A 23670-nucleotide genomic window follows, 5' to 3' on the forward strand; every position below is an offset into this window, starting at 1 on the left:
AGGACGGAGGCGCATGGCGAAGCTCACCTGGTACGGGCACTCGACGTTCGGACTGACGACGGACTCGGGGCACCGGCTCATCATCGACCCCTTCCTGAACGACAACCCCTCCTGCGCAGCGTCGGTGGACGACATCGCCGAGCTGGACTTCATCCTCTGTACCCACGGCCACCACGATCATTTCGCGGACGCCATTCCGCTGGCCAAGAGCACCGGGGCCACGCTCATCTCGACCTTCGAGATCGTCAGCTACGTGGGCACCCAGGGGGTGAGCAAGGCGCATCCGCTGCACATCGGGGGCGGGCACAGCTTCCCGTTCGGGTACGCCAAGATGACGCCCGCGCTCCACGGCGGGATGGTCGCCGGGGAGGGCGCCGGCCCCTACACGACGGTGCCCGGCGGCTTCCTGATCGACATGGACGGCAAGCGGCTCTACCACGCTGGAGACACGGCGCTGATCGTCGACATGCAGCTCCTCGAGGGGCAGGTCGACGTCGCCCTGCTTCCCATCGGCGATAACTTCACCATGGGACCGGACGACGCCGTTCGCGCGGTGGAGTTCATTCGCCCGGATGTGGTGATCCCGATGCACTACAGCACCTGGGAAGTGATCGACCAGGATCCGCACGAGTTCGCCGCGAAGGTCGGCGACAAAGCCCGAACCGTAGTGCTGGAGCCCGGATCTACATGGGAGTTTTGACTTGACGGAAGCCATGGCGGCGATACAGGGTCGGCCGGAGCGCGGGTCGGCCGCGGCCGCGAGCCCGCTCGCCTTCACCGACGCCTTCGCGCGTCGCCACATTGGCCCTTCGGAGGCCGAGACGGAGCAGATGCTCGAGCGGCTCGGCTACCCGGGGCTCGACGCGCTCGTGGATGCCTCCATTCCGGACGCGATTCGCCTGCGCCGGGACCTCTCGCTGCCCGAACCCGCGAGCGAGCACGCCATGCTGGCGGAGCTGCGGGACCTGGCGCTCAGGAACGAGGTCTGGCGGTCGTACATCGGGATGGGCTACCACGACTGCGTGACGCCGCCGGTCATCCTCCGCAATGTCCTGGAGAGCCCCGGCTGGTACACGGCCTACACTCCGTACCAGCCGGAGATCTCGCAGGGACGCCTGGAGATGCTGCTGAACTTCCAGACCGCGGTGATCGACCTCACCGGCCTCCCCATCGCCAACGCGTCGCTGCTCGACGAGGCGACCGCGGCGGCTGAGTCCATGGCGCTCAGCCAGGCCGTGACGCGCGGCGCCCGCAACACCTTTCTGGTCGCCGACGACTGCCATCCTCAGACGATCGAAGTGGTGCGCACCCGCGCGCGCGCGAGGGGCTGGGAGGTGCGCGTAGCCGATCCTTCGTCCTTCGCGTTCGACGACTCGGTGTTCGGCGCCCTGGTGCAGTATCCCGCCACGGACGGGTGCATTCGCGACTACTCCGCGCTCGCCGACGCCGCCCACGAGGCCGGCGCGCTCGTCACCGCGGCTACCGATCCGCTCGCGCTCGCGCTGCTGACTCCGCCCGGAGAGTGGGGCGCCGACGTCGCGGTCGGCAGCGCTCAGCGCCTGGGCGTACCGCTGGGCTACGGCGGTCCGCACGCGGCCTTCTTCGCCACGCGGGAGGAGTTCAAGCGGCAGGTGCCCGGGCGCATCATCGGCGTGTCGGTCGACGACCGGGGCCGGCCCGCGCTGCGCATGGCGCTGCAAACCCGCGAGCAGCATATCCGCCGTGAACGCGCCACCAGCAACGTTTGCACGGCGCAGGTTCTGCTGGCGGTTGTGGCCGGAGCGTACGCCGTTTACCACGGCCCGGAGGGCCTGCGCCGGATCGCCGAGCGGGTGCGCACGGCCACGCGGGCGCTGGCCGAGGGCGTCACCAGGCTGGGCCACGAGGTGGTGCACGAGCGCTTCTTCGACACGGTGCGGGTGCGCGTAGCGGAGGGCGCGCGCGATCGGGTCCTGGCCGCGGCTCGCCAGCGCCTCATCAACCTCCGCTCCTACGGCGAAGACCTGGTGGTCGCGCTCGACGAGACTGTCACCGAGGACGACCTCGCCGACCTGCTGGGCGCCTTCGGCGGCGACGGCTCGCTGAGCCCCGCGGAGTTGGCGGCGCAAGTCGACGGCTCGTGGGGCGGCGGCTTCGACCGCGTCAGCGAATACCTCACGCACCCCGTGTTTTCCCGCTTCCACGCCGAGCATGAGATGCTGCGCTACCTGAAGCGGCTGGAGAGCAGGGACCTGTCGCTCACCACGTCCATGATCCCGCTCGGCTCCTGCACGATGAAGCTCAACGCGGCCGCCGAGATGCTGCCGATCACGTGGCGAGAGTTCGGCGGAATTCATCCTTTCGCGCCGCCCGAGCAGGCCGCCGGCTACCAGGTCCTGTTCGGCCAGTTGGAGCAATGGCTAGCGGAGATCACGGGGTTCGCCGGGGTTTCGCTGCAGCCGAACGCGGGATCGCAGGGCGAGCTGTCCGGACTGCTGGTGATCCGCGCCTGGCACGCGAGCAGGGGCGACGAGGATCGCGACGTCTGCCTCATCCCCGCGTCCGCGCACGGGACCAACCCGGCGAGCGCGGTCATGGCCGGGATGCGGGTGGTGGTGGTGAAGACCGACGAGGGCGGCAACGTGGATCTGGCGGATCTACGAGCCAAGGCGGAGGAGCACGCGGACGACCTCGCGGCGCTCATGATCACCTACCCCTCCACGCACGGCATCTTCGAGGAGTCGATCACCGAGATCTGCCAGGTGGTCCACTCCGGCGGCGGGCAGGTGTACCTGGATGGCGCGAACATGAACGCCATGGTCGGCCTCGCCCGGCCGGGAGACTTCGGCGCCGACGTGTGCCACCTGAACCTGCACAAGACCTTCTGCATACCGCACGGCGGCGGCGGCCCCGGCGTGGGCCCCATCGGCGTCGCCGAGCACCTGGTGCCGTTTCTGCCGGGGCACCCCGTGATACCGGTCGGCGGCGAGGCGCTCGGTCCGGTGGCCGCGGCGCCCTGGGGCAGCCCCAGCATCCTGCCGATTTCCTGGGCGTATGTCAGGATGCTGGGCGCGGACGGCCTGAGGCGAGCGAGCGAGGTGGCCATCCTCAACGCCAACTACGTGGCCGAACGCCTGGACGAACACTTCCCGGTGCTCTACCGGGGGCCGGGCGGCTGCGTGGCTCACGAGTGCATCATCGACCCGCGCGACCTCAAGCCCGCGACGGGCGTGGACGCCACCGATATCGCCAAGCGTCTGATGGACTACGGCTTCCACGCGCCCACGCTGAGCTTCCCGGTGCCGGGCACGCTGATGATCGAGCCCACCGAGAGCGAGTCCAAGGCGGAGCTGGACCGCTTCTGCGACGCCCTCGTCTCGATCCGCGCCGAGATCGCCCGCGTCGAGAGCGGCGAGCTGGACGCGGACGACAATCCGCTGCGCAACGCCCCGCACACGGCCGCAGTCGTGACCTCCGACTCCTGGGACCGCCCGTACTCGCGCGAGCTGGCGGCCTTCCCGAGCCCGACCACCCGCGAGCACAAGTTCTGGCCCGCCGTGGGTCGCGTCGATGCCGCGTTCGGGGACCGCAACCTGGTCTGCGCCTGTCCCCCGATCGACGAGTACTCGGGGGCGGCGGCGGGGTGAGCTCGGCGCGCCCGTGGCGGCTCCTGCTCGGCACGGGAGACGCCGGAACGGGTGCCGCGCTGGAGGCCCGCGGCGCCCGCAACATGGGCCTCGACGACGCTCTGTTGGAGTCGGCGGCGAACGGCGCTCCGCCTACCCTGCGCTTCTACCGCTGGACTCCCTCGTGCCTGTCCGTGGGAAGGAATCAGCCGCTGCGTGGTCGCGTGGACGCGGCCACCATCGCGGGTTTCGGCTGGGATATCGTGCGCCGGCCCACGGGCGGCCTGGCCGTGCTGCACGCCGACGAGATCACCTACTCGGTGGCGGCTCCGGTGTCCGCGCTCGGACGGCCCAGGGCGGCGTACGCGGCGATCAACCGCGCTCTCGCCGCGGGGCTCCGGGCGCTGGGCCTGGAGGCGCGCGTCACCCCTCCGAGCGCCACCGGAGCCAACCGGGTCGGCGCGGCGACGGGCCAGGTCTACCTGAACGGGCCCGAGGCTCGCTGCTTCCTCACCGCGGCTCCGGGCGAGGTGACGGTCTCCGGTCGCAAGATAATGGGCAGCGCTCAGCGGCGGCGCGGACGCGCCCTGCTGCAGCACGGCTCGCTCCTCCTGTCAGGCTCCCAGGCAGGGGTCGGCAAGGCGCTCTCGGGGGCCCCCGCCGGCACGACCCCGGCGCGCGCGGGCACCTCGCTCGCGGCGGAGCTGGGCCGCGCGCCCGCCGACGCGGACATTCTGGAGGCCCTCGGCGCTGCCTTCGGCGAGTTGCTGGCGGTCGGCCTGGAGCGCGCCGGCATCACGGCCGAGGAGGGCGCACTCGCGGAGCGCCGCGCTGAGACGTACTCATCCGAAGCGTGGACCTGGCGCCGCTAGTGTGCAACGGTACACTAGGTTCGGACCCCTGACCGGAGCGCCCACGAGGATGAGTCGGCACCATCGTCGGATCGGCACGGTGGCCCTGAGCGCGGCCCTCGCGGCGGGGGTGATCGCCTGCGGAGCCGACGCGCCGTCCGCCGCGGGACGCGCGCTCGTGGTCGGCGTGCGCAGCGACTTCAGCGGCTTCAACTCCATCACCAACAGCAGCCAGTACACCGACGAGCTCATCAAGTACGCTCTATTCACCCCGCTCGTGCAGTACGATGAGCAGCTCCGCGTGCGTCCGTGGCTGGCCGAGTCCTGGCGACTGGAGGGCGACACGGCGGTGGTGTTCACGCTCCGGGGCGACGTCGCGTGGCACGACGGCGAGCCGGTGGACGCCGGGGACGTGGTCTTCACCTTCGAGCGCGCCAAGGACCCCGAGGCGGCGTCGCTGCTGGCCGAGGCTTACCTGACTCGGGTGGCGCGCGCGGAGGCCGTCGACGCGCGCACGGTCCGCTTCGTCTTCGACCGCCCACACGCGCAGGCATTGGAGGATTTCTGGTGGGCGCCGATGCCCGAGCACCTGCTCGCCGACGTACCCGTAGCCGAGCTCCGCAACGCGCCGTTCAACCGCGCCCCGGTGGGCAGCGGCCCGTTCCGATTCGCCGAGTGGCGCGCGGCCGAGCGCCTGGTGTTGGAACGCAACGACGCCTTTCCGGAGGCGCTCGGCGGGCCGCCCGAGGCGGCTCGGGTGGTGATCCGGGTGATCCCCGAGGCCGCGACCCGACTCACCGAGCTGGTGACGGGGGGAATCCACGCGGACATAGACATCGCACCCGACCAGGCGGACGATGTGGCCGGGTCCGAGGACCTCCGCCTGCTCTCGTTCCCCGGTCGGACGGTCTACTTCGTGGCGTGGAACAATCGTCGCGAGCCGTTCACCGACCCTCGAGTGCGGCGCGCGCTGACGCACGCGATCGATCGCGACGAGATCATCGCGGCGCTGCTGGGTGGATTCGGCGCGCCGGCCACGAGCCCGATTCCGCCGTGGAGTCCGCTGTCGCCGGAGGTGGAGCCGCTGCCCCACGACACCGAGGCCGCGGAACGCCTCCTGCTGGAGGCCGGCTGGGAGGACGGGGACGGGGACGGCGTGCGCGAGAACGGCGCAGGGGATCCGCTCCGGTTCACGCTGCTCAGCAGCGACCGAGCCTTGAACCGCGCGGTGGTCGAGGTCGTCCAGGCGCACCTGCGCGAGGTGGGCGTCGACGTACGCCTGCAGGTCACCGAGTTCCAGACGATGCTCGCGCAGTTCCGCGCGCGCGACTACGACGCCGCATTCGCCAACTGGGTGCTGGACAACTTCCAGGTCGGCTCCGCGCCCTTCGCTCTCTTCGACTCGGAGCAGGCCGGCATACCGGGGTCGGCCAATCGCACGTCCTTCTCGAACGCCACGGCGGACAGCCTGCTCGACGCCGGGCGCGCGCCCTCGGACCCGGACCTGGCGCGCTCGACCTGGGGCGAGTTCGTGCGGCTGCTGAAGCGGGAGCAGCCGGCCACCTTCATGTTCTGGCTGGACGAGCTGGCCGGAGTCGGGTCGGACGTCGCGGGCGTGGACATGGATCCCCGGGGCGAATTCCGCGGCCTCGCCGGCTGGGCGCCGCGCTGACGTGTTAAGGTACGCCGCACGCAGGACCCTGGGGGCGATCCCACTTCTGCTCGCTGTCGCGACGCTCATCTTCATCGTGCTCGACTTGGCGCCGGGGGATCCCGCGGCGCTCTACTTCAACCCCAACGTACCGCCCGAGGTGGTGGAGCAACTGCGGCGGAACCTGGGGCTCGACCAGCCGCTCGTCACGCGCTACGGAAAGTGGCTCGGCTCCTTTCTGACGGGCGACTTCGGCTACTCGTTCGCGCAGAATCGGCCGGTCGCCCAGGTCATCGGCGACGCGCTGCCCAACACCCTCCTGCTGGCCTTCGTCGCGCTGGCGGCGATGTTCGCGATAGGCATCGTTGTGGGCGTCCTCCAGGCGGTCCGTCAGCACCGCTGGGTGGACCGCGTGCTCAGCGTAGGCGCGCTCTTCTTCTATTCGATGCCGTCCTTCTGGCTCGCGCTGATGCTGATGCTCCTGTTCTCACTCAAGGCGCACCAGTGGGGCTTGCCCATAGCGCTCCCGGCCACCGGGATCACCAGCGTCGACTACGAATTCCTGAGCGCCTGGGGGAAGCTGACGGACAGGCTTACCCACCTCGTCCTGCCGGCGGCTACCCTCACGCTGGTGCTCGCGGCCGGCGTCGCCCGGTACACGCGGGGGCAGATGCTGGAGGTCATCCGCCAGGATTACATCCGCACGGCGCGCGCGAAGGGTCTGCCCGAGCGCACGGTGATCCTGAAGCACGGCCTGCGGAACTCGCTGATCCCCGTAGTCACGCTGCTGGGGCTGTACCTGCCGCTCCTGTTCAGCGGCACGGTGTTCGTGGAGACCATCTTCTCGTGGCCGGGCATGGGCCGCGTGATCTTCGACGCGATCTTCCAGCGCGACTACCCGGTGATCATGGCGACCAGCTTCATCTTCGCGGGCCTGGTCGTGCTGGGTAACCTGCTGGCCGACCTCCTCTACGCGGTTGTGGATCCGCGCATTCGCTATGACTGAGCCGCAGGTCGCCGAGTCCCCGGATGCCGGGGCGCCCCCGGAGAAGGGCGATTCCCAGTGGGCGATAGCGGCGCGCCACTTCCGCCGCAACGGCCTGGCGCTGGGGGGGTTGGCGCTGGTGGTCCTGCTGACGCTCCTGGCCGTGTTCGCGCCGCTCGCCGCGCCCTACGACCCCATCGCCCAGGACGACATCGTCGCGACGAGCTTCCTGGCCCCCTCCTTCGCGCACCCGCTGGGCACGGACCTGTTCGGGCGGGACGTTCTCACCCGGATCATCTACGGCGCCCGCATCTCGCTCGCGATAGGCTTCCTCGCGGTCGCGATCGCGGTGACACTGGGCACCATGCTGGGCGCCGTCGCCGGGTACTTCGGCGGCTGGGTGGACAGCGCCATCATGCGCTTCACCGATACCGTCCTGGCGTTCCCGCGGCTCATCCTCCTGATCCTCATCGTGGCGCTGTTCAGCCCCTCGGTGCTGCTCATCATCCTGGTCCTGGGGTTCACACAGTGGCCCGGCACCGCTCGCATCGTGCGCGGGGAGGTGCTGTCGCTGCGTGAGCGGGAGTTCGTCCAGGCCGCGCGCGCTCTCGGCTTCGGCGCGGGGCGCATCATCGCGCGGCACATAGTCCCCAACGTCCTCGCGCCGGTCATCGTGGCGGCGACGCTCGGCGTGGGGAACACCATCGTCCTGGAGGCCGGCCTCAGCTTCCTGGGGCTGGGCGTGCAGCCGCCCATGCCCTCCTGGGGGAACATGGTGGCCGACGGCCGCCAGAATCTGATCGGCGCGTGGTGGGTGGCCACGTTCCCGGGGCTCACCATCGTGCTGACGGTGCTCGCGTTCAATCTGGTGGGCGATGGGCTGCGCGACGCCCTGGACCCGCGCCTCCGCCAGTGAGCGATCCGGGCGCGGTGAGCGCCGCCGATCGGGTGGCCGACGAGGCCGCGGAGGGCCCCCATCCCATCCTGCGCGTACGCGACCTGCGGACCCATTTCCGGACCGAGCGAGGAGTCGCGCGGGCCGTCGATGGGGTGGGGTTCGACCTGCACCAGGGCGAGGTCCTGGGCATCGTCGGCGAGAGCGGGTGCGGCAAGTCGGTGACCTCGCTGTCGATTCTGGGTCTGGTGCCGGACCCGCCCGGCCGCGTCCTGGAGGGCAGCTCGGTGAGCCTGCGAGGGCGCGAGCTGGTGGGCCTGCCGGAGCGGCAGATGCGGGCCATCAGAGGCGCCGACATCGCGATGATCTTCCAGGAGCCGATGACCTCGCTGAACCCGGTGTTCCCGGTGGGCGAACAGGTGGCGGAGTCGCTACGCCTCCACCTGGGGATGGGGCGCAAGGCGGCGTGGTCCAGGGCCATCGAGTTGCTCGACCTGGTGGGCATCGCGGGCCCGGCACAGCGCGCCGGCGAATACCCGCACCAACTCTCCGGCGGCATGCGGCAGCGCGTCATGATCGCCATGGCGCTGGCGTGCGAGCCCGACGTGTTGATCGCCGATGAGCCCACCACCGCGCTGGACGTGACCATTCAGGCCCAGATCCTGGAATTGATCGCCGAGCTGCGCGAGCGCATGGGGATGGCGGTGCTGCTCATCACGCACGATCTGGGAGTGGTCGCGGAAACGTGCGACAGGGTCCTCGTCATGTACGCGGGCCAGGTCGTGGAGCGCGGTCCCGTGGGCCCCATCTTCGACGACCCGCGCCACCCCTACACCGAGGGCCTGCTCGGCGCGGTGCCGCGGCTGGGAGCCGAAAGGGATCGGCTCACGGTCATTCCGGGCCAGGTGCCGTCGCCGCTCGCCTGGCCGCAGGGGTGTCGCTTCCGGGACCGCTGTCCGTACGCGTGGGAGCGGTGTCGCGAGGCGCCACCGGAGCCGGCGGATGACCCGGGCGCGCGCTGTTGGCTCGAGGCCGAACCCGCCCGACGGGTGGACGGCGGATTCGCGGTGGGCGTGGGAGGGTCCGCGTGAAGGCCGAGGCGCTGGTGCAGGTGCAGGACCTCGTAAAGAGCTTCCCCGTACGGAGGGGTGCGTTCGGCCGGGGCGTCGGCGCGGTGCAGGCCGTAGCGGGAGTGGATTTCGAGGTGCGACGTGGGGAGACGCTGGGCCTCGTGGGCGAGTCCGGCTCCGGCAAGTCGACGACCGGACGGGCGCTGCTGCGCCTCATCGAGCCCACATCCGGCGTGGTGCGGTTCGATGGGCGCGATGTGGGCAGCCTGGACAGGGCCGGCCTGCGGGCGCTGCGGCGCCGCGCGCAGATCGTGTTTCAGGACCCGTTCGCCTCGCTGAATCCACGCATGACCGTGGGCGGGGCGTTGCGCGAGGTGCTGCGCGTACACCGGCTCGCCGCCGGCGAAGCGGCCGAGCGCAGGGTCAACGAGCTGCTGGGGATCGTCGGTCTGGCGCGCGAGCACGCCGGTCGATACCCCCACGAATTCAGCGGCGGGCAGAGGCAACGCGTGGGCATCGCGCGCGCGCTGGCGGTGGAGCCCGATTTCATCGTGTGCGACGAGCCGGTGTCCGCCCTGGACGTGTCGGTGCAGGCGCAGGTGCTCAACCTGCTGGCCCGTTTGCAGCTCGACCTGGGCATCTCCTACCTGTTCATCGCGCACGACCTGAGCGTGGTCGAGCACGTCAGCGACCGGGTGGCGGTCATGTACCTGGGAAGGATCGTGGAAACGGCTCCCGCCGCGACGCTGTATCGCGACCCGCGTCACCCGTACACGCGAGCCCTGCTGTCAGCGGTGCCGGTACCGCGACCGGGCGGCTCCCGCGACAGGATCGTCCTCACCGGCGACGTGCCCGACCCTTCCGCGCCGCCTCCCGGTTGCCCGTTCCACCCCCGGTGCCCGGATCCTCGCAAGGATCAGGAGTGCACGCTGGTGAGGCCACCGCTCGTGCAGATCGGGGTCGACCGCGCGGTGGCGTGCGTCAAGGAGGCTGCGGGGCCCGACCCCGGGCGGGCCGCCGCGGGCGCGGCCTAGTCGCCCCGCTCCCGCACGGCCGACCCCGCGCGGACGCGCCTGGCGGCCATCGGGCGTGCGTCCGCACCCGGCATCACCATATGTTATTGAAGCAGCATCCACGTGTGATACGTTTTCGCTCCCTCGCGCGTTACATGTAGATGATCGACTCCGCCCTCCTCCTCATGACGGCGGCGCTACAGGGCGCCGTCGGCTGTCTCCCGTGCGAACAATCTCAACAGCTCATCGCCAAGGGCGATACCGCCGGGGCGATGGCCGTCCTGCGGCAGGCGGCAACGAATGAAGCGCCGGCGGCGGTCTGGGGCGAGTACGGTATGCTCCTGGCCCAAACCGCGCCGCTGAATCCGCTCGACTACAAGCAGCGGCGAGAGGCCAAGCACGCCCTCGAGCGTGCGCTCGACGAGGACTACAAGAATCCCCGTTGGCTGTTCGGATTTTCGCTGCTGATGCGCAAGCGCGGGAGCATTGGTGACGCCAAGCGGGTCCTCGGCCGGGCGGTGGGCGAGGTCGAAGATGAGAGCCGGGATCTGGCCGCAGAGGACAGGGCGAGGATATACCTGGAGCACGCGCGGGCGATGGAGGAGTACGTTACGGACTACGACGGCTATCTCCCCATCAACCGCTTCATCCCGCGCAACTCCCCTTCGTGCAACATGCGCGGCCTCTTCTGCCTGAACTTCGCCCGCCCGAAGCGTTTCCACGAAAGGCTCTTCCAGTTCGATCCGCCGGACATGATGCGCGACGAGGCCGAAGAGATGTGGTCGAGCTTCGGCAAGGCGTTCGAGCTGCACCCGGCCAACGGTCAAGCCGCCGCGGGCCTGCTGGGCCAGCTGGCACGCGAGCGTCGTTGGGAGGAGTTTCGCGAAGTTGCGGAGCGGCATACTGCGTTCAGTGATACGTCGGGGTGGGCGCACATCTGGAAGGGCGCCGCCCATTTCCGTGCGGGCGATCCGGTCGCAGCTGAGCGCTTCTTCAAGGCCGGCATAGCGCGCCTGCAGCCGTCCGAGCGGGAGGTGTTGAACGACCTGACGGACATCGTTCTCAAGGACATCGCCGAACTGATGGAGGGCATGGACTGGGACGAGCTCGGCAAGGTCCGGCGACACATCCTTGCGATCTCGGACCCCATGCGCATGACGCGGGAGAACGAGCGCGCCCTGGAGCACTGGACGAGGGTGGCGCTCGCCGAGTTGTGGTTCGGCAATCCGCTGTCGGGTAGCCGCGGCTACACCACCGAGCCGGGGCAGATCATGATTCGCTACGGGCGGCCGCGTTGGGTGCGCCAGATAGCCGGCACGACCATCAATCCTCGCTCCGGTCGGACGATCTTCTGGACCTACACCAAGGACCAGCCGAGCTTCATCTTCGAGAAGAACCTGGGTTGGCGGCGCATGCGCCACGCGTTCAGCAGCTACAGCCGTGAGCACGCCAACGACCTGAAGAACTCCGTGCCGAGCGTGTTCCGGCCGACCTGGCTGAAGGACCTTCCGCACCAGGTGGTGCGCTTCAAGGGTGACCGCGCCGCGGCGAGCGTGGAGGTCTTCTTCCACCTCCCGGACGGCGGCCGCGATGCCGATTTCGACGGCATGGCGGGAGTGTACATTCTCCCGCTGAGGGTCGGGGACTCCGAACACAGAACCGAGCGCGAAGTGCAGATGGGTCCGGGGACCCGCCAGGTGGTCTTCCGGCTGCCGATGCGTCCCGGTACCTATCCCTACAGCGTGGAAGTCATGTCGGACGACCGCGAGGTTGTGGCCGTCGACCGAGGCAGCGTGGTGGTCGGTGTCTTCGGCGATTGGTTGTCGACATCCGACCTGCTGATCGCGACCGAGATCGAGGCCCACAAACCGGTCGTGGAGACGCGCGCGGACCTTTCGATCACGGCCTCGCCGGACCTGAGCTTCGGGGCGGGGGACCCGATCGGCGTCTACTTCGAGGTGTACGGCCTGGGTGAGGCGAACGACGCATCCCGGTATCGGGTCGAGGTGGAGCTCGAGGGGCGGCGCGGCCTGGTCGGGAGCATAGTGAGTTCGCTCGGACGACTTCTTCCGGGCGCGGGAGACGATCCCACGAAGCTCTCGTGGGAGCGCGAGGTGCCGGCCGGCAGCGACAAGATTCCGGAATGGTTCACCCTGCAGATCCCCGACGCGGACACCGGTTCATACCAACTCCAGGTGACCATCACCGACCTGGTAGAGCGGACGTCATACGCCGCGCGGCGGGAAATTCGTATCCGGTGATTCCTTGCTTGACACCCCGAAGGGGCCCCTCTAGTTTGCGACCCCTTCGCCAAATTCGCAGGCTCGCGCGCCTCGTGCTCGGGCCCGCATGGAACGATCGACGGAGGACTCCGTGAGCGGTCTTGGTTCCGTAAGCGCCGTACTGCTTCAGGTCCCGGGTCTCGAGACACAAGAGCTCAGTTTCTTTGAGCAGGTTGTCCAGATCTGGGAGGGCGGCGGCTTCATGATGTACCCGTTGGCCGCTGCCTTTCTGGTGGGGGTCGTGATCATCGTTTGGAAGTTCTTCACGCTGACGTCTACGGCGTCGCGGACCAAGAGCCTCCTGCGTGACGTGGACGCCCTCCTCGCGGATCACCGCACGGACGAGGCGCTCACCCGCGCCCGCGAGTCGCGGACGCCCGCCGGCCGCATTCTGGTTGCGGGGCTGGAGCGCAAGAACGAGGGTACCGACCGCGTGATGAAGGCCATCGAGAACGTCGGCCTGATCGAAATGGCCGGCCTCGAGCGAGGGCTCGTGTGGCTCGCGACCCTGTCCAACGTGGCGCCGCTGCTCGGCTTCCTCGGGACGGTCATCGGGATGATCCAGGCCTTCCAGGCGATCGAGCTGGCCGGCGAGGTGGACGCCACATTGGTGGCCGGGGGTATCAAGGTGGCGCTGATCACGACCGCCGCGGGCCTCGCGATCGCCATTCCGCTGAACATCTTCCACAACTACTTCATCACGCGGATCGACCGCCTGGTGCTCGATACGGAAGAGTCGGCGCAGAAGATGATCGACACGCTGCACGAACTGGAGGCGCGCACGGCCTGATCGAGGTCGCTGCCGGCTGTCCGGTCCGGTCGACAGGCCGCCGCCCGAGCTACCCGGGCGGCGGTTTTTTTCGTTTCATGGTCGTCCGGAAAAACATCGCACTTGCGCCCTCCCGGTGGTATCGTAGGGGTGCGCCGAAGGGGCGGGGTGCGGCAGGGCGGAGGATCTCGGCGCAATCCTCCGGTGTTCACAGACGGTACGGACGCGACGGTCTGGCGCATTGCCCGACTGGTGGGAGTGTATTCCCATCCAGGGCGGGCGTTGCTCGTGGCAGGCCTCGCCATTTCGCCGTACGTACGCTGGGTGGGCGGCAGGAGCATGATGCATCGGTCCGTTGTGATTCTCGCGCTATTCGTCGCGTTGGCGGCGGCGACGCAGCTTCGAACACCCGACCAAGGCGGTCGGGCGTCGGCCGAGGCGTCGGGGTCGGGTGCGCTCGTGTGGGCGGACACTCTGCCCGAGGAGGCGCGCGAGGCGCTCGAGCGAGGCCGGTACTGGCGCGCCAGCCGTATCCTGAGGGAGTACCTCGCCCAAGTCCCCGAACCCGAGCCTGCGACCGTGCTGTTGGCGGCCCGAGCCGAGGCGGGGCTGGGCCGCTGGGACCGCGTGGAGTCCCTGCTGGCGGACCGTCCGTGGCTGGACGAAGAGGCGGGGGGGCTGGGCTGGAGCCTGCTGGGCCGGAGCCGCCTGCTGCAGGGCGAGCGCGACCAGGCGGAGCTGGATCTGGCGCGCTTCCTGGAGATCACCCCGGACACCTCCAAGCGGGCGCGTGGGATCGCCGAGATCCAACGCGGCATGGCGGCCGCCGGAGCCGGCGGCCGGGACGAGGCGCGGCAGGCGTTCGATTCCGCTCGCACTCTGCTGCCGGAGATCGCGGACTGGATCGCCGTCCTGGCGGCGCGCGCAGCAGCAGAATTCGGCGACACCGCGAGCGTGGAGGTGGAACTCGGCTCTACCGATCCGGTGCTGGCGCTGGACTGGGGCTGGGAGGTGCGCATAGACGCCTACGAGGCCGCGGGAGATGTGGCCGGCGCGGCGTTGGCCGCCGAGAGGGCCGCGCGCGAGCTCGACAACGCGGGTCGTCGGGCGAGCGCCTGGACGCGCCTGGGAGGCCTGCGGCTCATGCGCGGCGATACCACGGCGGCACTCGAGGCGCTGCGCAACGGCATCGGAGCGGCGCCGAGGCACCCCAACGCCGTCCCGGCGGCGCGACTGCTGGCCACGATTCCCGACCTGACGCCGAACGATCACCTGCTGATCGGCCGTCTGTACATGCGGCACGGCAATCCGCGCCGCGGCGAGGAAGGGATCCGCAGCTATCTGGACGCGGGCGCCACGGAGGGCGGCGAGCGTATGCGCCTGCGACTGGAGTTGGGCCGCGCGCTGTTCAACGGCCGCCAGTACGCGAACGCCGAGCGCAACATGCTCGACCTCGCCGGCGAGTCGGGAATCCCGGGCGATATCGGGGCGACGGCGCTCTACTATGCCGGCCGCGCCCAGTACCGCCAGGGTCGCAGCAGCGAAGGCAGGTCGACGCTGTCGTCGATCACGGAGCGCTTCCCGGGGACCGAGGCCGGGGCGCGCGGTCGCTACCTGGTGGCCGACCTGGATCACGACGCGGGCCGGCTGCGCGCCGCCGCCATCGGCTACCGTGCGACCACCGACGCGGCTCCCGACATCTACGAATCCGGGCTGTCCATGATGCGCCTGGCCGGCATCGCGTGGCAGGACGGCAAGGTCGCCCAGGCGGCGGAGATATACGAGGACTACCGGGTCCGCTTTCCCACGGGCAGGCGGGTCGATCAGGCCACGTTCTGGGCCGCGCGGGGGTACGAGGAGCTCGGGCGAGATTCGCTCGCCCGTGAGCGCTATCGCCAGGCCCGCAGAGCGGACCCGCTCTCCTACTACGGGCTGCTGGCGGCCGACGCGCTCGGCGAGGAGCCTCTCGCGGGCGCCCTGGCCGAATCGCCGCCGCGCGACGCCGCGATCGAGCAACAGGTCGAGCGCGCGATGGAGCGGCTCGATCTGCTGCGCGAGTTGGATCTCTCCGACGAGGAAGACTACGAGGTCGGGCGTCTGCGCAGACGCTTTCAGGACCGCGACGGTTTCGATTACGCGGTCGCCGAAGCCCTCATCGCGCGCGGGCACACCATCAACGGGGTTCGGCTCGGCTGGGCGATCAAGGACGACGAGGGCGTCTGGAATCGGCGCATGCTGGAGATCGTATTTCCCTTCCCGTACCGGGAGGTCGTCGTCGCCGAGGCACGCGGGCGAGGGTTGGACCCATTCGTCGTGGCGGGGCTCATCCGGCGCGAGTCGCTCTTCCAGCCGGGCGCCGTGAGCTCGGCCGGGGCCATCGGGCTGATGCAGGTGCTGCCGACGACCGGGCGAAGCCTGGCCCGGGAGGCCGGCGTCCGCAACTTCTCGCCCGACCTGCTCAAGGAACCCGAAATCAACGTGCACCTCGGGACGCTGTACCTGCGCCAGCAGATGGATCGCTACGATCAGCGCCTGCCGAGGGTATTGAGCGCCTACAACGCCGGCCCGCACCGCGTGACCCGGTGGAGTACCTTCCCCGAGTTCGAGGACGATCGCCTGTTCACCGAGCGCATCCCGTTCCGGGAGACGCGCGAATACGTGCGCGCGGTGGAGTCGCACATCCACGTGTACAGGGCGCTGTATGGCGCGGCGGCGGCGAGTTCGGGTCCCTAGCAGGTCGCTGAAAAAGGGTAGCGAGCCGCGTTGGGAGCGCCACGGGGTCGGATGCAAGGCAGCGCGACGACGCGATACCGCTGCGTATCGGGGAGGAGCGCTAACGACCTCAGACGGCCCCGTGCCGCCCCAACCCGAAGGGAGCAGGGGGTTGCGGGATCCAGCGTTCGTCTCTCCTCGTCACCATAGCTTAGGCTATGCCTCCTCGTCGTTCCTGCCCTGGACGCCCGCAAGCCCCCTGCTCGCGGCCGCACTCCCCTTTTTCAGCGACCTGCTAGTTACCGTAACAGAAGTTTCAATGGCATTCAGCGCGCGCTGCATCCCGCGAGCGCATCGTTGCCGCTTCTCACCGTAGCTACGGCTACGCTTCGTCACGGCGCCTTGCGTCGCGAGCGCTTCGCGCGCTTCGGTGCACACCCAACTTCCGTTACGGCGCCCTAGGCCAAACAAATGTTTCCTTGACGGCTTTTTCCGAGCCGGCCTACCTTCGGTTACGCTCTCTTCCGTGGTAACCCTTCATCGGAGGCAGCATTAATGGCCAGGGGCAGGATCAAGTGGTTCAATGACGCGAAAGGGTACGGCTTCATTGAGCAACCCGACGGCGGCGAAGACGTCTTCGTTCACTTCTCGGCGATCGCCATGGAAGGATTCAAGACGCTCGCCGAGGGCTCCGAAGTCGAGTTCGAGCTCAAGCAGACCGACAAGGGGCTGCAGGCCGGGAACGTGATGAGGCTCTAGACCCTGCGGTCATAGGAGCCTTCGCGTAACGAGCGCCCCGACGCATGCCGCGTCGGGGCGCTCGATTGCGTTCGTCCATCGCCGTTGCCCCGAGACGCCTCCCCAACCAGCTTGGCGGCCATGGTCGACATTCCTGCCAAGACGCGTCCGCGCCTCTTCCTCATCGACGGATACGCCCTGATCTATCGGGCGTTCTTCGCGATGATCAGTCGCCCCCTGACCACCAGCTCCGGCGAGAACACCTCCGCGGCGTTCGGGATGGTCCGCTTCCTTCGCAAGATTCTGGATGAGCACGAGCCGGACTATCTGGGCGTGGTCTGGGACGCCGGGACGAGCATGCGGACCGAGCTTTACCCCGAGTACAAGGCCACCCGCGAAAAGATGCCGGACGACCTCGCGGCGTCCCTGCCTCGCATCCGTGACCTGATCGGCGCCTTCGACATTCCGGTCCTCGAGCTGGCCGACCACGAGGCGGACGACGTAATCGGCACCCTGGCCACCAAGGCCTCGAACCAAGGGTTGGAGGCCGTGATCGTGTCCGGGGACAAGGACTTCTACCAGCTCATCGCGCCGGGCATCAGCTTGCTGAATCCGGGCCGCGGCGGCGCCGGAGCGGTCGACGAGGAGTGGGTCGATACGCGCAACGCGTCGGAGCGACTGGGCGTGGTGCCGGAGCGCGTGGTGGACTACCTGGCGCTGATCGGAGACAGCTCCGACAACGTGCCTGGAGCGCCCGGAATAGGACCCAAGACGGCGACCAGGCTGCTGGCGGAGTACGGTGACCTGGACAGCTTGCTGGCAGCCGCGCCGGAGCTGAAGGCCAAACGCGCCCGGGAGGCGCTGACCGACCACCGCGACGAAGTGCTGCTGTCCCGCCGTCTCGTGACCATTCAGCGCGACCTCCCCATCGACCTCGACCTGGGCGCTCTCGCCGTGGGGAATCCGGACGTGGAGCGCCTGCGCCAGCTCTTCGTGGAGCTGGAGTTCCATAGCCTGGCGCGCGAATTGGGAGAGCCGGAGCGGCCCGCCCGCGAGGTCGAGACCAACTACCGGGTCGCCGCCGTGGCCGACCTGCCGGCGCTGGTGCGGGAGGCGCGGGCGGCGGCCGCGATAGGCGTAGACGTGCGACCGGACGAGATCACCAGCGCCCCCGTGGGCGTGGCGGTCGCGGTCGCGGAAGGCGACGCGTGGTATGTGCCGCTCGCGCACCGGCGCCCGGGCGAGTTGGCCCTGGGCGATACGGTGAGCAACGCCCCCGGCCTGGCGAGCGCCGAGCTGGCCGATCTGCGCGGCCTGTTGTCCGATCCGGGCATCGACAAGGTCGGACACGATCTCAAAGGGGCGCTCCTGGCGCTCAGGCGCGGCGGAGTGGAACTGGCCGGCCTCGCGTTCGACACCATGCTCGGGTCCTACGTCCTGGAACCCGGCAGGCGGGACCACGACCTGGAATCGCTCGCCCTGGAGCACCTGGGCCGCTCGGCATCCGCGATCGCGGATGTCACAGGCCGCGGCCGCGACCGGCTGCCCATCGCCGAGCGCGCCGTGGAGGCGGTGGCGGACCTCGGGTGCCAGCGGGCGGACATTGCGCTGCAGTTGAGGGCGGGCTTCGCCGAGCGACTCGAGGCGTACGAGCAGACCCGGCTGTACGGCGATATCGAGCTGCCGCTGGTTCCCGTGCTGGCGGACATGGAAACGGCGGGAATAGGGATCGACCTGCCCTTCTTCCGGGACCTGTCCGCGCGCTTCGACTCCGAACTCGCGGTACTGAGCGAGGACATCCACAGCGAGGCCGGGGGCGAGTTCAACATCAACTCGACGCAGCAGCTACGGGAGGTCCTGTTCGAACGGCTGGAGCTCCCGGTGATCAAGCGGACGAAGACCGGCCCCTCCACCGACGCGAGCGTCCTGGAGGAGCTGGCGAGCCAGGGGCATACGCTGCCCACCAGGATCCTGGAATACCGCCAGCTCGAAAAGCTTCGCAACACCTACGTGGACGCGCTGCCCCAGCTCGTCGATCCTGCGACCGGCCGTATCCACACCAGCTTCAATCAGGCCGTGGCGGCCACCGGCAGGCTGTCGTCGAGCGATCCGAACCTTCAGAACATTCCCGTCCGCACCGAGTTGGGGGCCGAGATTCGCAAGGGCTTCGTGCCGGAAGCGGGCCACCTGTTCGTGAGCGTCGATTACTCGCAGATCGAGCTCCGCATCCTGGCGCATCTATCGGGCGACACGGGGTTCGTCGACGCGTTTCGTGGGGGACGGGACGTCCATCGGGAGACCGCCGCGCGCGTCTTCGACGTGCCTCCGGACGAGGTCACGAGTCCAATGAGGGAGGCGGCGAAGACCATCAATTTCGCGACCATCTACGGCATCGGTCCGTTCGCGCTCGGGCGGCAGCTCGGCGTGCCCTATCAGGAGGCCAAGCACTTCATCGACCAGTACTTCGAGCGCTTTCCGGGTGTGCGCGCCTATCTGGACACCCAGATCGAGGCAGCCCGCGAGCGAGGCTGGGTGGAGACGCTGGTGGGCAGGCGGCGCTACATCCCCGAGATTCGGTCGAAAAATCACAACGTGCGGCAGTTTGGGGAGCGCGCGGCCACCAACGCCCCGGTGCAGGGTAGCGCCGCGGACATCATCAAGATCGCGATGATCGACATCCACGCCGCTCTGGCCGAGGCACCCCAGCGGGGGCGCATGCTCCTGCAGGTTCACGACGAGCTCGTCTTCGAGGTCCCCGAGGACGCTGCCGAAGAGCTTGCCGAAGACGTCCGGCGCAGGATGGAAGGCGCGTTCTCGCTCGATGTGCCGCTGGTCGCCAGCGCCGGAATCGGCGGAGATTGGCTCGCTTGTAAGGCCTGACAGAAGGTCCCCGAACTTTCATCCCGCCAGCCCGCGGCGTGACCTGACTGTGACTCGTCAAAGCGCGTTTTGCACACGGGCGGGCGTCTTTCCACGCACTTTTCCACATCAACGCGCCGTTCGCTCCCTCCACATCCGCCGATGGGACGACGCGTCGAACCATGTTGGAGCCCCGATTATCCCTGCATCTGCGGGCATGGCCCGCCGCCGACGGCGGGGTACTTCAATCGAAGGGGGATGCCATGAGCCGCTCGATCAACAAGATCACTCTCGTGGGCCACGTGGGTCGCGACCCGGACGTCCAGACCACCGGCACCGGAGCCCGGGTCGCCCACATGTCGCTCGCAACCAGTCGCCGGGTGCCGCGCGACGGAAGCGTCGAGGAGCGGACCGAGTGGCACCGACTGACGCTGTGGGACCGCCTCGCCGAGATCGCCGAGGCGCACATCCGCAAGGGGGACCGGATCTACGTCGAGGGCCGCATGGACTACGACAGTTACGAGCGCAACGGCGTGAGCGTGCCCACCGCCGAGGTAACGGTGCGCGAGCTGGTCATGCTCGGCTCCCCGCGCCCGGCCGGAGACGACGCCGACGCGCTCGAGGACGTCGAGGAGGAAGAGCTGGTCGAAGTAGGGTAGCCGGCCAGGGAGCAGGCGCTCCCGCGATCCTGTTGGTCCGGCTAGAGAAAGTCGCGGAGCCGGGGGCGGACGGAGACCAACGTCTGCCATTCGCCCCCGTCCAGGCCGCGCGCGACGTCCACGCGCAGGATGTCGTGGATGAGCCCCACTCCGAGTCCGAACGAGGCGCGCACGCCGTCCGTGGGGCTGGCCCCCCACTCGGCCGGCAGCTCTTGTCCGCCCTCCTCCGCCCAGCCGAGGTGGGCCAACAGGCGCGGGCGAATCCAGGGGCCGAGAACCCCGAAGGAAGCTTCCGCCGCGGCCGTGAAGTAGCGGTCACCGCCGAAGGAACGGAACGCGAAGCCCGGGATCGATCCCAGGCCGCCGATGGAGTAGAGGCGCTGCGGGGGAGCGCTGCCGAGCGCGGCTCCCGCCGCGAGGCGTGTTTCCAGGTCCGCGCCTCCGGGGCCGGAGGAAACGCGAGCGGCGAGTTCCATTTCCGGCTGCAGAAACACGTCCCCGTCCCATGTCCCCAGGGCCAGCGAGCCGCTCCCGTCCCAGGACCGCGCGGCGCCGGGCCGGTGGGGACGCTCGATCCGGATGGCCGCCTCACCCAGTACGCCTTTCTCCACCGCGCGTACGGGGCGGAATCCGTCCGTGTCCCCCGCGCCGGGCGGCTCGTCGCCCACGACCAGAGCTGCGCTGCGGTGTCGCTCCGCGCTCACCTCGCCGCTCATCGTCCAGCCGTCGGCGACCTCCCCCCGCAGGCGCAGCAGTCCGCCGCTGACAAAGAACGGATCCCAGTAGTCGATGTCGGCGAGCGCTGCGTGCAGCGAGTTCATGGCCCCCGACACGCGGCTGGAAGGACGTTGGTCCCGTCGCCGTTCGTGGTAGAGCTCGATGCGGCCGAGCAGGCCCTCGGACAACGGCCGCTCGGCCGCGACCATGCCATCGGCCCTTCGGCGGCCAGCCGCGTAGCCCGCTCCCAGCTCGATCCTCGTTTCGGGGCGGGGCGCCCATACCAGCCCGGCGCCGACGCGCACGCCCTCGGCGCGATTGTAGCGCAGGAAGGACGACGCGTCGTTCAGCCGTAGCCGCAGGCCAGGGAGGCCGCTCAGGCGGCGGGCGCCGACGAGGTCGCGCGTGACGCGGCGCAGATCCTCGAGCTCGGCCGGCGTCCCCAGGCCCTCCGCGTCCACCTCCGCGTGGAGCTCATCCTCGAACGGAAAGCGCTCCCGCGTCCCTTCGGGAAACGCCAGCACCGGGCGGCCGGCAAAGAAGTTGTCCGGCTGAGCCTCGTTGAAGCGATAGTCGCCGATCCGCAGGACCCCGCGGATTACCCCGCCGGTCGGGAAGTCGATCTCGGGAAGCTGCCTCCTGATCTCGAGCTTCTGCTCGTGAGGCAGCCAGTAGCGCTCGTCCCAGAGTCCGTTGTCCAGCGATATCCGGATGTAGTCCAATCGGCGATCCACGTACGACGCGGGCGTGAACGTGAAGCTCATGCGTACGATGGCGGCCGAGGATCGGTCTATGAACAGGGACCCGACGAACGCCGGGCTGTCGAAGCGCCGCGGCCGCACCTGGATCTCGTACACCCGAATCGGCTCGGGCCGGCCGGTCAAACGGATCGACAGCGAGTCGGCGAGCCGGAAGTCGTACGTCTGATCGGAGCGCGGCGCGGCGGGATGCGGCACGTCGCGGACTTCATCCCCATCGCCGAGGCGGATCACGTCGCCGAACTCGTCCTGCACCACCGTGAGGTGGTCCATGTGGTAGCGGATGCCGTTGGGCAGCGAGCTGGCGTCGCGCAGGCCGACGATGTGCTGTTTGGTCCGATCGGGCGTGGCCCAGAAGATGTTCAGGGCGATCTGATCGGTCTTGACCAGGGTGCGCTCCGCCGAGTCTCGCCTGTCCAGATAGAAGTAGACGTACCCGGTCGCGCGCGCCTGGTAGCTGGTGAGCCCGGAGTCCGCGCGGGGCACCGCCCGCCGGGCTCGGGCCGCCGCGACGAGCTCCAGGGATCTGGCGTCGTTCCAGTCGTCCGATTCCTGGGCGAGCGCCGGCTGAATGGTGCCGGCACAGAGGACCAGGCCGGCCACCCAGCGCGCAAGGCAGCGGCGCAACGGGGTCGCCCGTCCGCGGGCGCACTGAGGCGGTGAACGCCGCTGTGGATTGCTCGGGATCATGCCCGGAGGGGTTCGCTGGCCTAGCGCTTCACGAGCGTGGTGCCGGTCCTACTAACCGGCCGTTCCTTGCGCGGTTCCGGTGGCCAATACTGCCTCGGGGCCCCGCCGCGAGCGACGAAGGCCCCGAGTGCGCAGCCTCACGGCGCGTGCGCGCGCGGCTGCGAGCTAGGCGGCGCTCCAGAAGCCCGAGAGCGCCGCGCCGTCCGGACTCTCGCGGAGCTTCTCGAAGGCCCGGTTGCGAATCTGGCGGATGCGCTCGCGAGTTACGCCGAGCAGCGAGCCGATTTCCTCCAGCGTGCGCTCCTCGCCGTCGTCCAGCCCGTAGTACAGGTAGAGGATCTTGCGTTCCCGCTCGGTCAGGTACTTCTCGAACATCCGGTCCAGGAATTCCCGGCGCGCCTGATGCTCGACGGTATTCTCGATGTCGTCGCCCTCGGCCCCCGCGAAGCGCTCTCCGAACGAGGCGCTGTCGCGGTCTCCTCTGTCGATGGGCGCGTCGAGCGAAAGCTCGGAAGCGGCTACCCGACGCAGCGCCCGGATCGTCTCCAGAGGCTCCTGCATCTCGTCCGCGATTTCCTGATCGGAGGGAGTCCGACCCAACTGCTGCGTGAGCGCGGTCTCCGTGCGCGAAAGCTTGACCAGGTTGGAGTTCTGATTCAGCGGAATTCGCACCGAACGGGTCTGTTCGGCCAGAGCCTGCAGCACGGTTTGGCGGATCCACCAGACGGCGTAGGAGATGAACTTCACGCCCTTATCCGGATCGAATTTCTTGACCGCTTTCAGCAGGCCTTCGTTGCCGATGCATACCAGCTCGGCCAGGCCCAATCCTCGCCCTTGATACTTCTTCACGTAGGAGATTACGAATCGCAGATTCGCGGTGACCAGGCGTTCCGCGGCTTCCTTGTCGCCCTCGCGAGCACGCCGCGCCAGCGCGCGCTCCTCCAGGGGATGCTCGATCAGAGGGTACTTCTCTACATCGAACAAGTACTGATCGAAGGAATCCAGGGCGCGGGACTCTGCAAACATGGATCGCGACATATCTGGATCGGTCGGGTTACGGAGACAAAAAAAGCAGCGGGTCGCACTGTCTGGGTGCGCGCGCCGCTGCCACTGGGCTCAAGAACCGCGTCTCAATGCGTCGCAATAAGACAAGCGAAGTCTCTTCCCTACGATTCTGTGTGCCAAGGTTAGAACGAAAGAATATATTCCTGGGGCCGATCGAGATCAACCCTTTAGGATCGAAATTCCGTGCTAGTGTACCGTTGCAGAAGTCCCGTAGGCATTCGGCTCGCGCTGCATCCCGCGGATGCGGCGTTCGAACTCCTTGCCGTAGCGACGGCTACGGCGCGTCGTTCCGCCTTGCCCCGCGGGCGCATCACGCGCCTCGGTGCACACGGGACTTCCGCGCCGGCACAC

Annotated in this window: 16 protein-coding genes; 14 read left to right on the forward strand and 2 right to left on the reverse strand. The window is 69.1% G+C overall.

Translation table 11 applies throughout. The annotated features are described in order from the left end of the window. The first annotated feature begins 13 nt into the window (after window positions 1–13). The 14 genes from ABFS34_05730 (at window position 14) to ssb (ending at window position 20089) form a co-directional block, all read left to right on the forward strand. A complete protein-coding gene (locus ABFS34_05730) occupies window positions 14–700 on the forward strand; it encodes a metal-dependent hydrolase (GenBank protein MEN8374932.1) in 687 nt (228 codons plus the stop codon). 13 nt (window positions 701–713) lie between these two features. Further along, window positions 714–3626, forward strand: coding sequence for an aminomethyl-transferring glycine dehydrogenase (gene gcvP, locus ABFS34_05735; GenBank protein ID MEN8374933.1), 2913 nt, complete (start codon window positions 714–716; stop codon window positions 3624–3626). Further along, window positions 3623–4477: a lipoate--protein ligase family protein gene (locus tag ABFS34_05740; protein ID MEN8374934.1), complete on the forward strand. Its 855-nt coding sequence runs from the start codon at window positions 3623–3625 to the stop codon at window positions 4475–4477. Before gcvP ends, ABFS34_05740 begins: the two co-directional genes overlap by 4 nt. Before the next feature lie 49 nt (window positions 4478–4526). Beyond that, window positions 4527–6128, forward strand: a complete 1602-nt coding sequence (locus ABFS34_05745) for an ABC transporter substrate-binding protein (protein MEN8374935.1) — start codon at window positions 4527–4529, stop codon at window positions 6126–6128. Between the two features lies 1 nt (window position 6129). Then, window positions 6130–7113, forward strand: coding sequence for an ABC transporter permease (locus tag ABFS34_05750; protein ID MEN8374936.1), 984 nt, complete (start codon window positions 6130–6132; stop codon window positions 7111–7113). Next, on the forward strand, window positions 7106–8008 hold the full coding sequence (locus ABFS34_05755; protein ID MEN8374937.1) for an ABC transporter permease: 903 nt from the start codon (window positions 7106–7108) through the stop codon (window positions 8006–8008). Before ABFS34_05750 ends, ABFS34_05755 begins: the two co-directional genes overlap by 8 nt. 32 nt (window positions 8009–8040) lie before the next feature. Continuing rightward, entirely contained in the window at window positions 8041–9078 is a 1038-nt protein-coding gene (locus tag ABFS34_05760; protein MEN8374938.1) for an ABC transporter ATP-binding protein, read from the forward strand. Then, window positions 9075–10091, forward strand: a complete 1017-nt coding sequence (locus ABFS34_05765) for an ABC transporter ATP-binding protein (GenBank protein ID MEN8374939.1) — start codon at window positions 9075–9077, stop codon at window positions 10089–10091. Before ABFS34_05760 ends, ABFS34_05765 begins: the two co-directional genes overlap by 4 nt. Before the next feature lie 140 nt (window positions 10092–10231). Beyond that, on the forward strand, window positions 10232–12331 hold the full coding sequence (locus ABFS34_05770; protein ID MEN8374940.1) for a GWxTD domain-containing protein: 2100 nt from the start codon (window positions 10232–10234) through the stop codon (window positions 12329–12331). A gap of 112 nt (window positions 12332–12443) precedes the next feature. Continuing rightward, window positions 12444–13142 carry a MotA/TolQ/ExbB proton channel family protein gene (locus ABFS34_05775; protein MEN8374941.1) on the forward strand — a complete coding sequence of 233 codons (699 nt, stop codon included), beginning with the start codon at window positions 12444–12446 and terminating at the stop codon, window positions 13140–13142. 321 nt (window positions 13143–13463) lie between these two features. Further along, window positions 13464–15854 (forward strand): transglycosylase SLT domain-containing protein, encoded by a 2391-nt coding sequence (locus ABFS34_05780; GenBank protein ID MEN8374942.1) that lies wholly within the window; start codon window positions 13464–13466, stop codon window positions 15852–15854. A gap of 534 nt (window positions 15855–16388) precedes the next feature. Then, the gene (locus ABFS34_05785) at window positions 16389–16592 is read left to right on the forward strand and encodes a cold shock domain-containing protein (GenBank protein ID MEN8374943.1); all 204 of its coding nucleotides are present in this window, start codon (window positions 16389–16391) and stop codon (window positions 16590–16592) included. A 120-nt stretch (window positions 16593–16712) separates the two neighbouring features. Beyond that, entirely contained in the window at window positions 16713–19451 is a 2739-nt protein-coding gene (polA, locus tag ABFS34_05790) for a DNA polymerase I (GenBank protein ID MEN8374944.1), read from the forward strand. A 242-nt stretch (window positions 19452–19693) separates the two neighbouring features. Then, on the forward strand, window positions 19694–20089 hold the full coding sequence (gene ssb / locus ABFS34_05795) for a single-stranded DNA-binding protein (GenBank protein MEN8374945.1): 396 nt from the start codon (window positions 19694–19696) through the stop codon (window positions 20087–20089). A 41-nt stretch (window positions 20090–20130) separates the two neighbouring features. On the opposite strand, the gene ABFS34_05800 is transcribed toward ssb, so the two are convergent. Together ABFS34_05800 and ABFS34_05805 are read right to left on the reverse strand one after the other, a co-directional pair. Beyond that, the gene (locus tag ABFS34_05800) at window positions 20131–22191 is read right to left on the reverse strand and encodes a hypothetical protein (protein ID MEN8374946.1); all 2061 of its coding nucleotides are present in this window, start codon (window positions 22189–22191) and stop codon (window positions 20131–20133) included. A 228-nt stretch (window positions 22192–22419) separates the two neighbouring features. Further along, window positions 22420–23292 (reverse strand): RNA polymerase sigma factor RpoD/SigA, encoded by an 873-nt coding sequence (locus ABFS34_05805; GenBank protein ID MEN8374947.1) that lies wholly within the window; start codon window positions 23290–23292, stop codon window positions 22420–22422. Between the last annotated feature and the right edge of the window lie 378 nt (window positions 23293–23670).

Source organism: Gemmatimonadota bacterium (genome assembly GCA_039715185.1).
Lineage (GTDB): Bacteria > Gemmatimonadota > Gemmatimonadetes > Longimicrobiales > RSA9 > DATHRK01.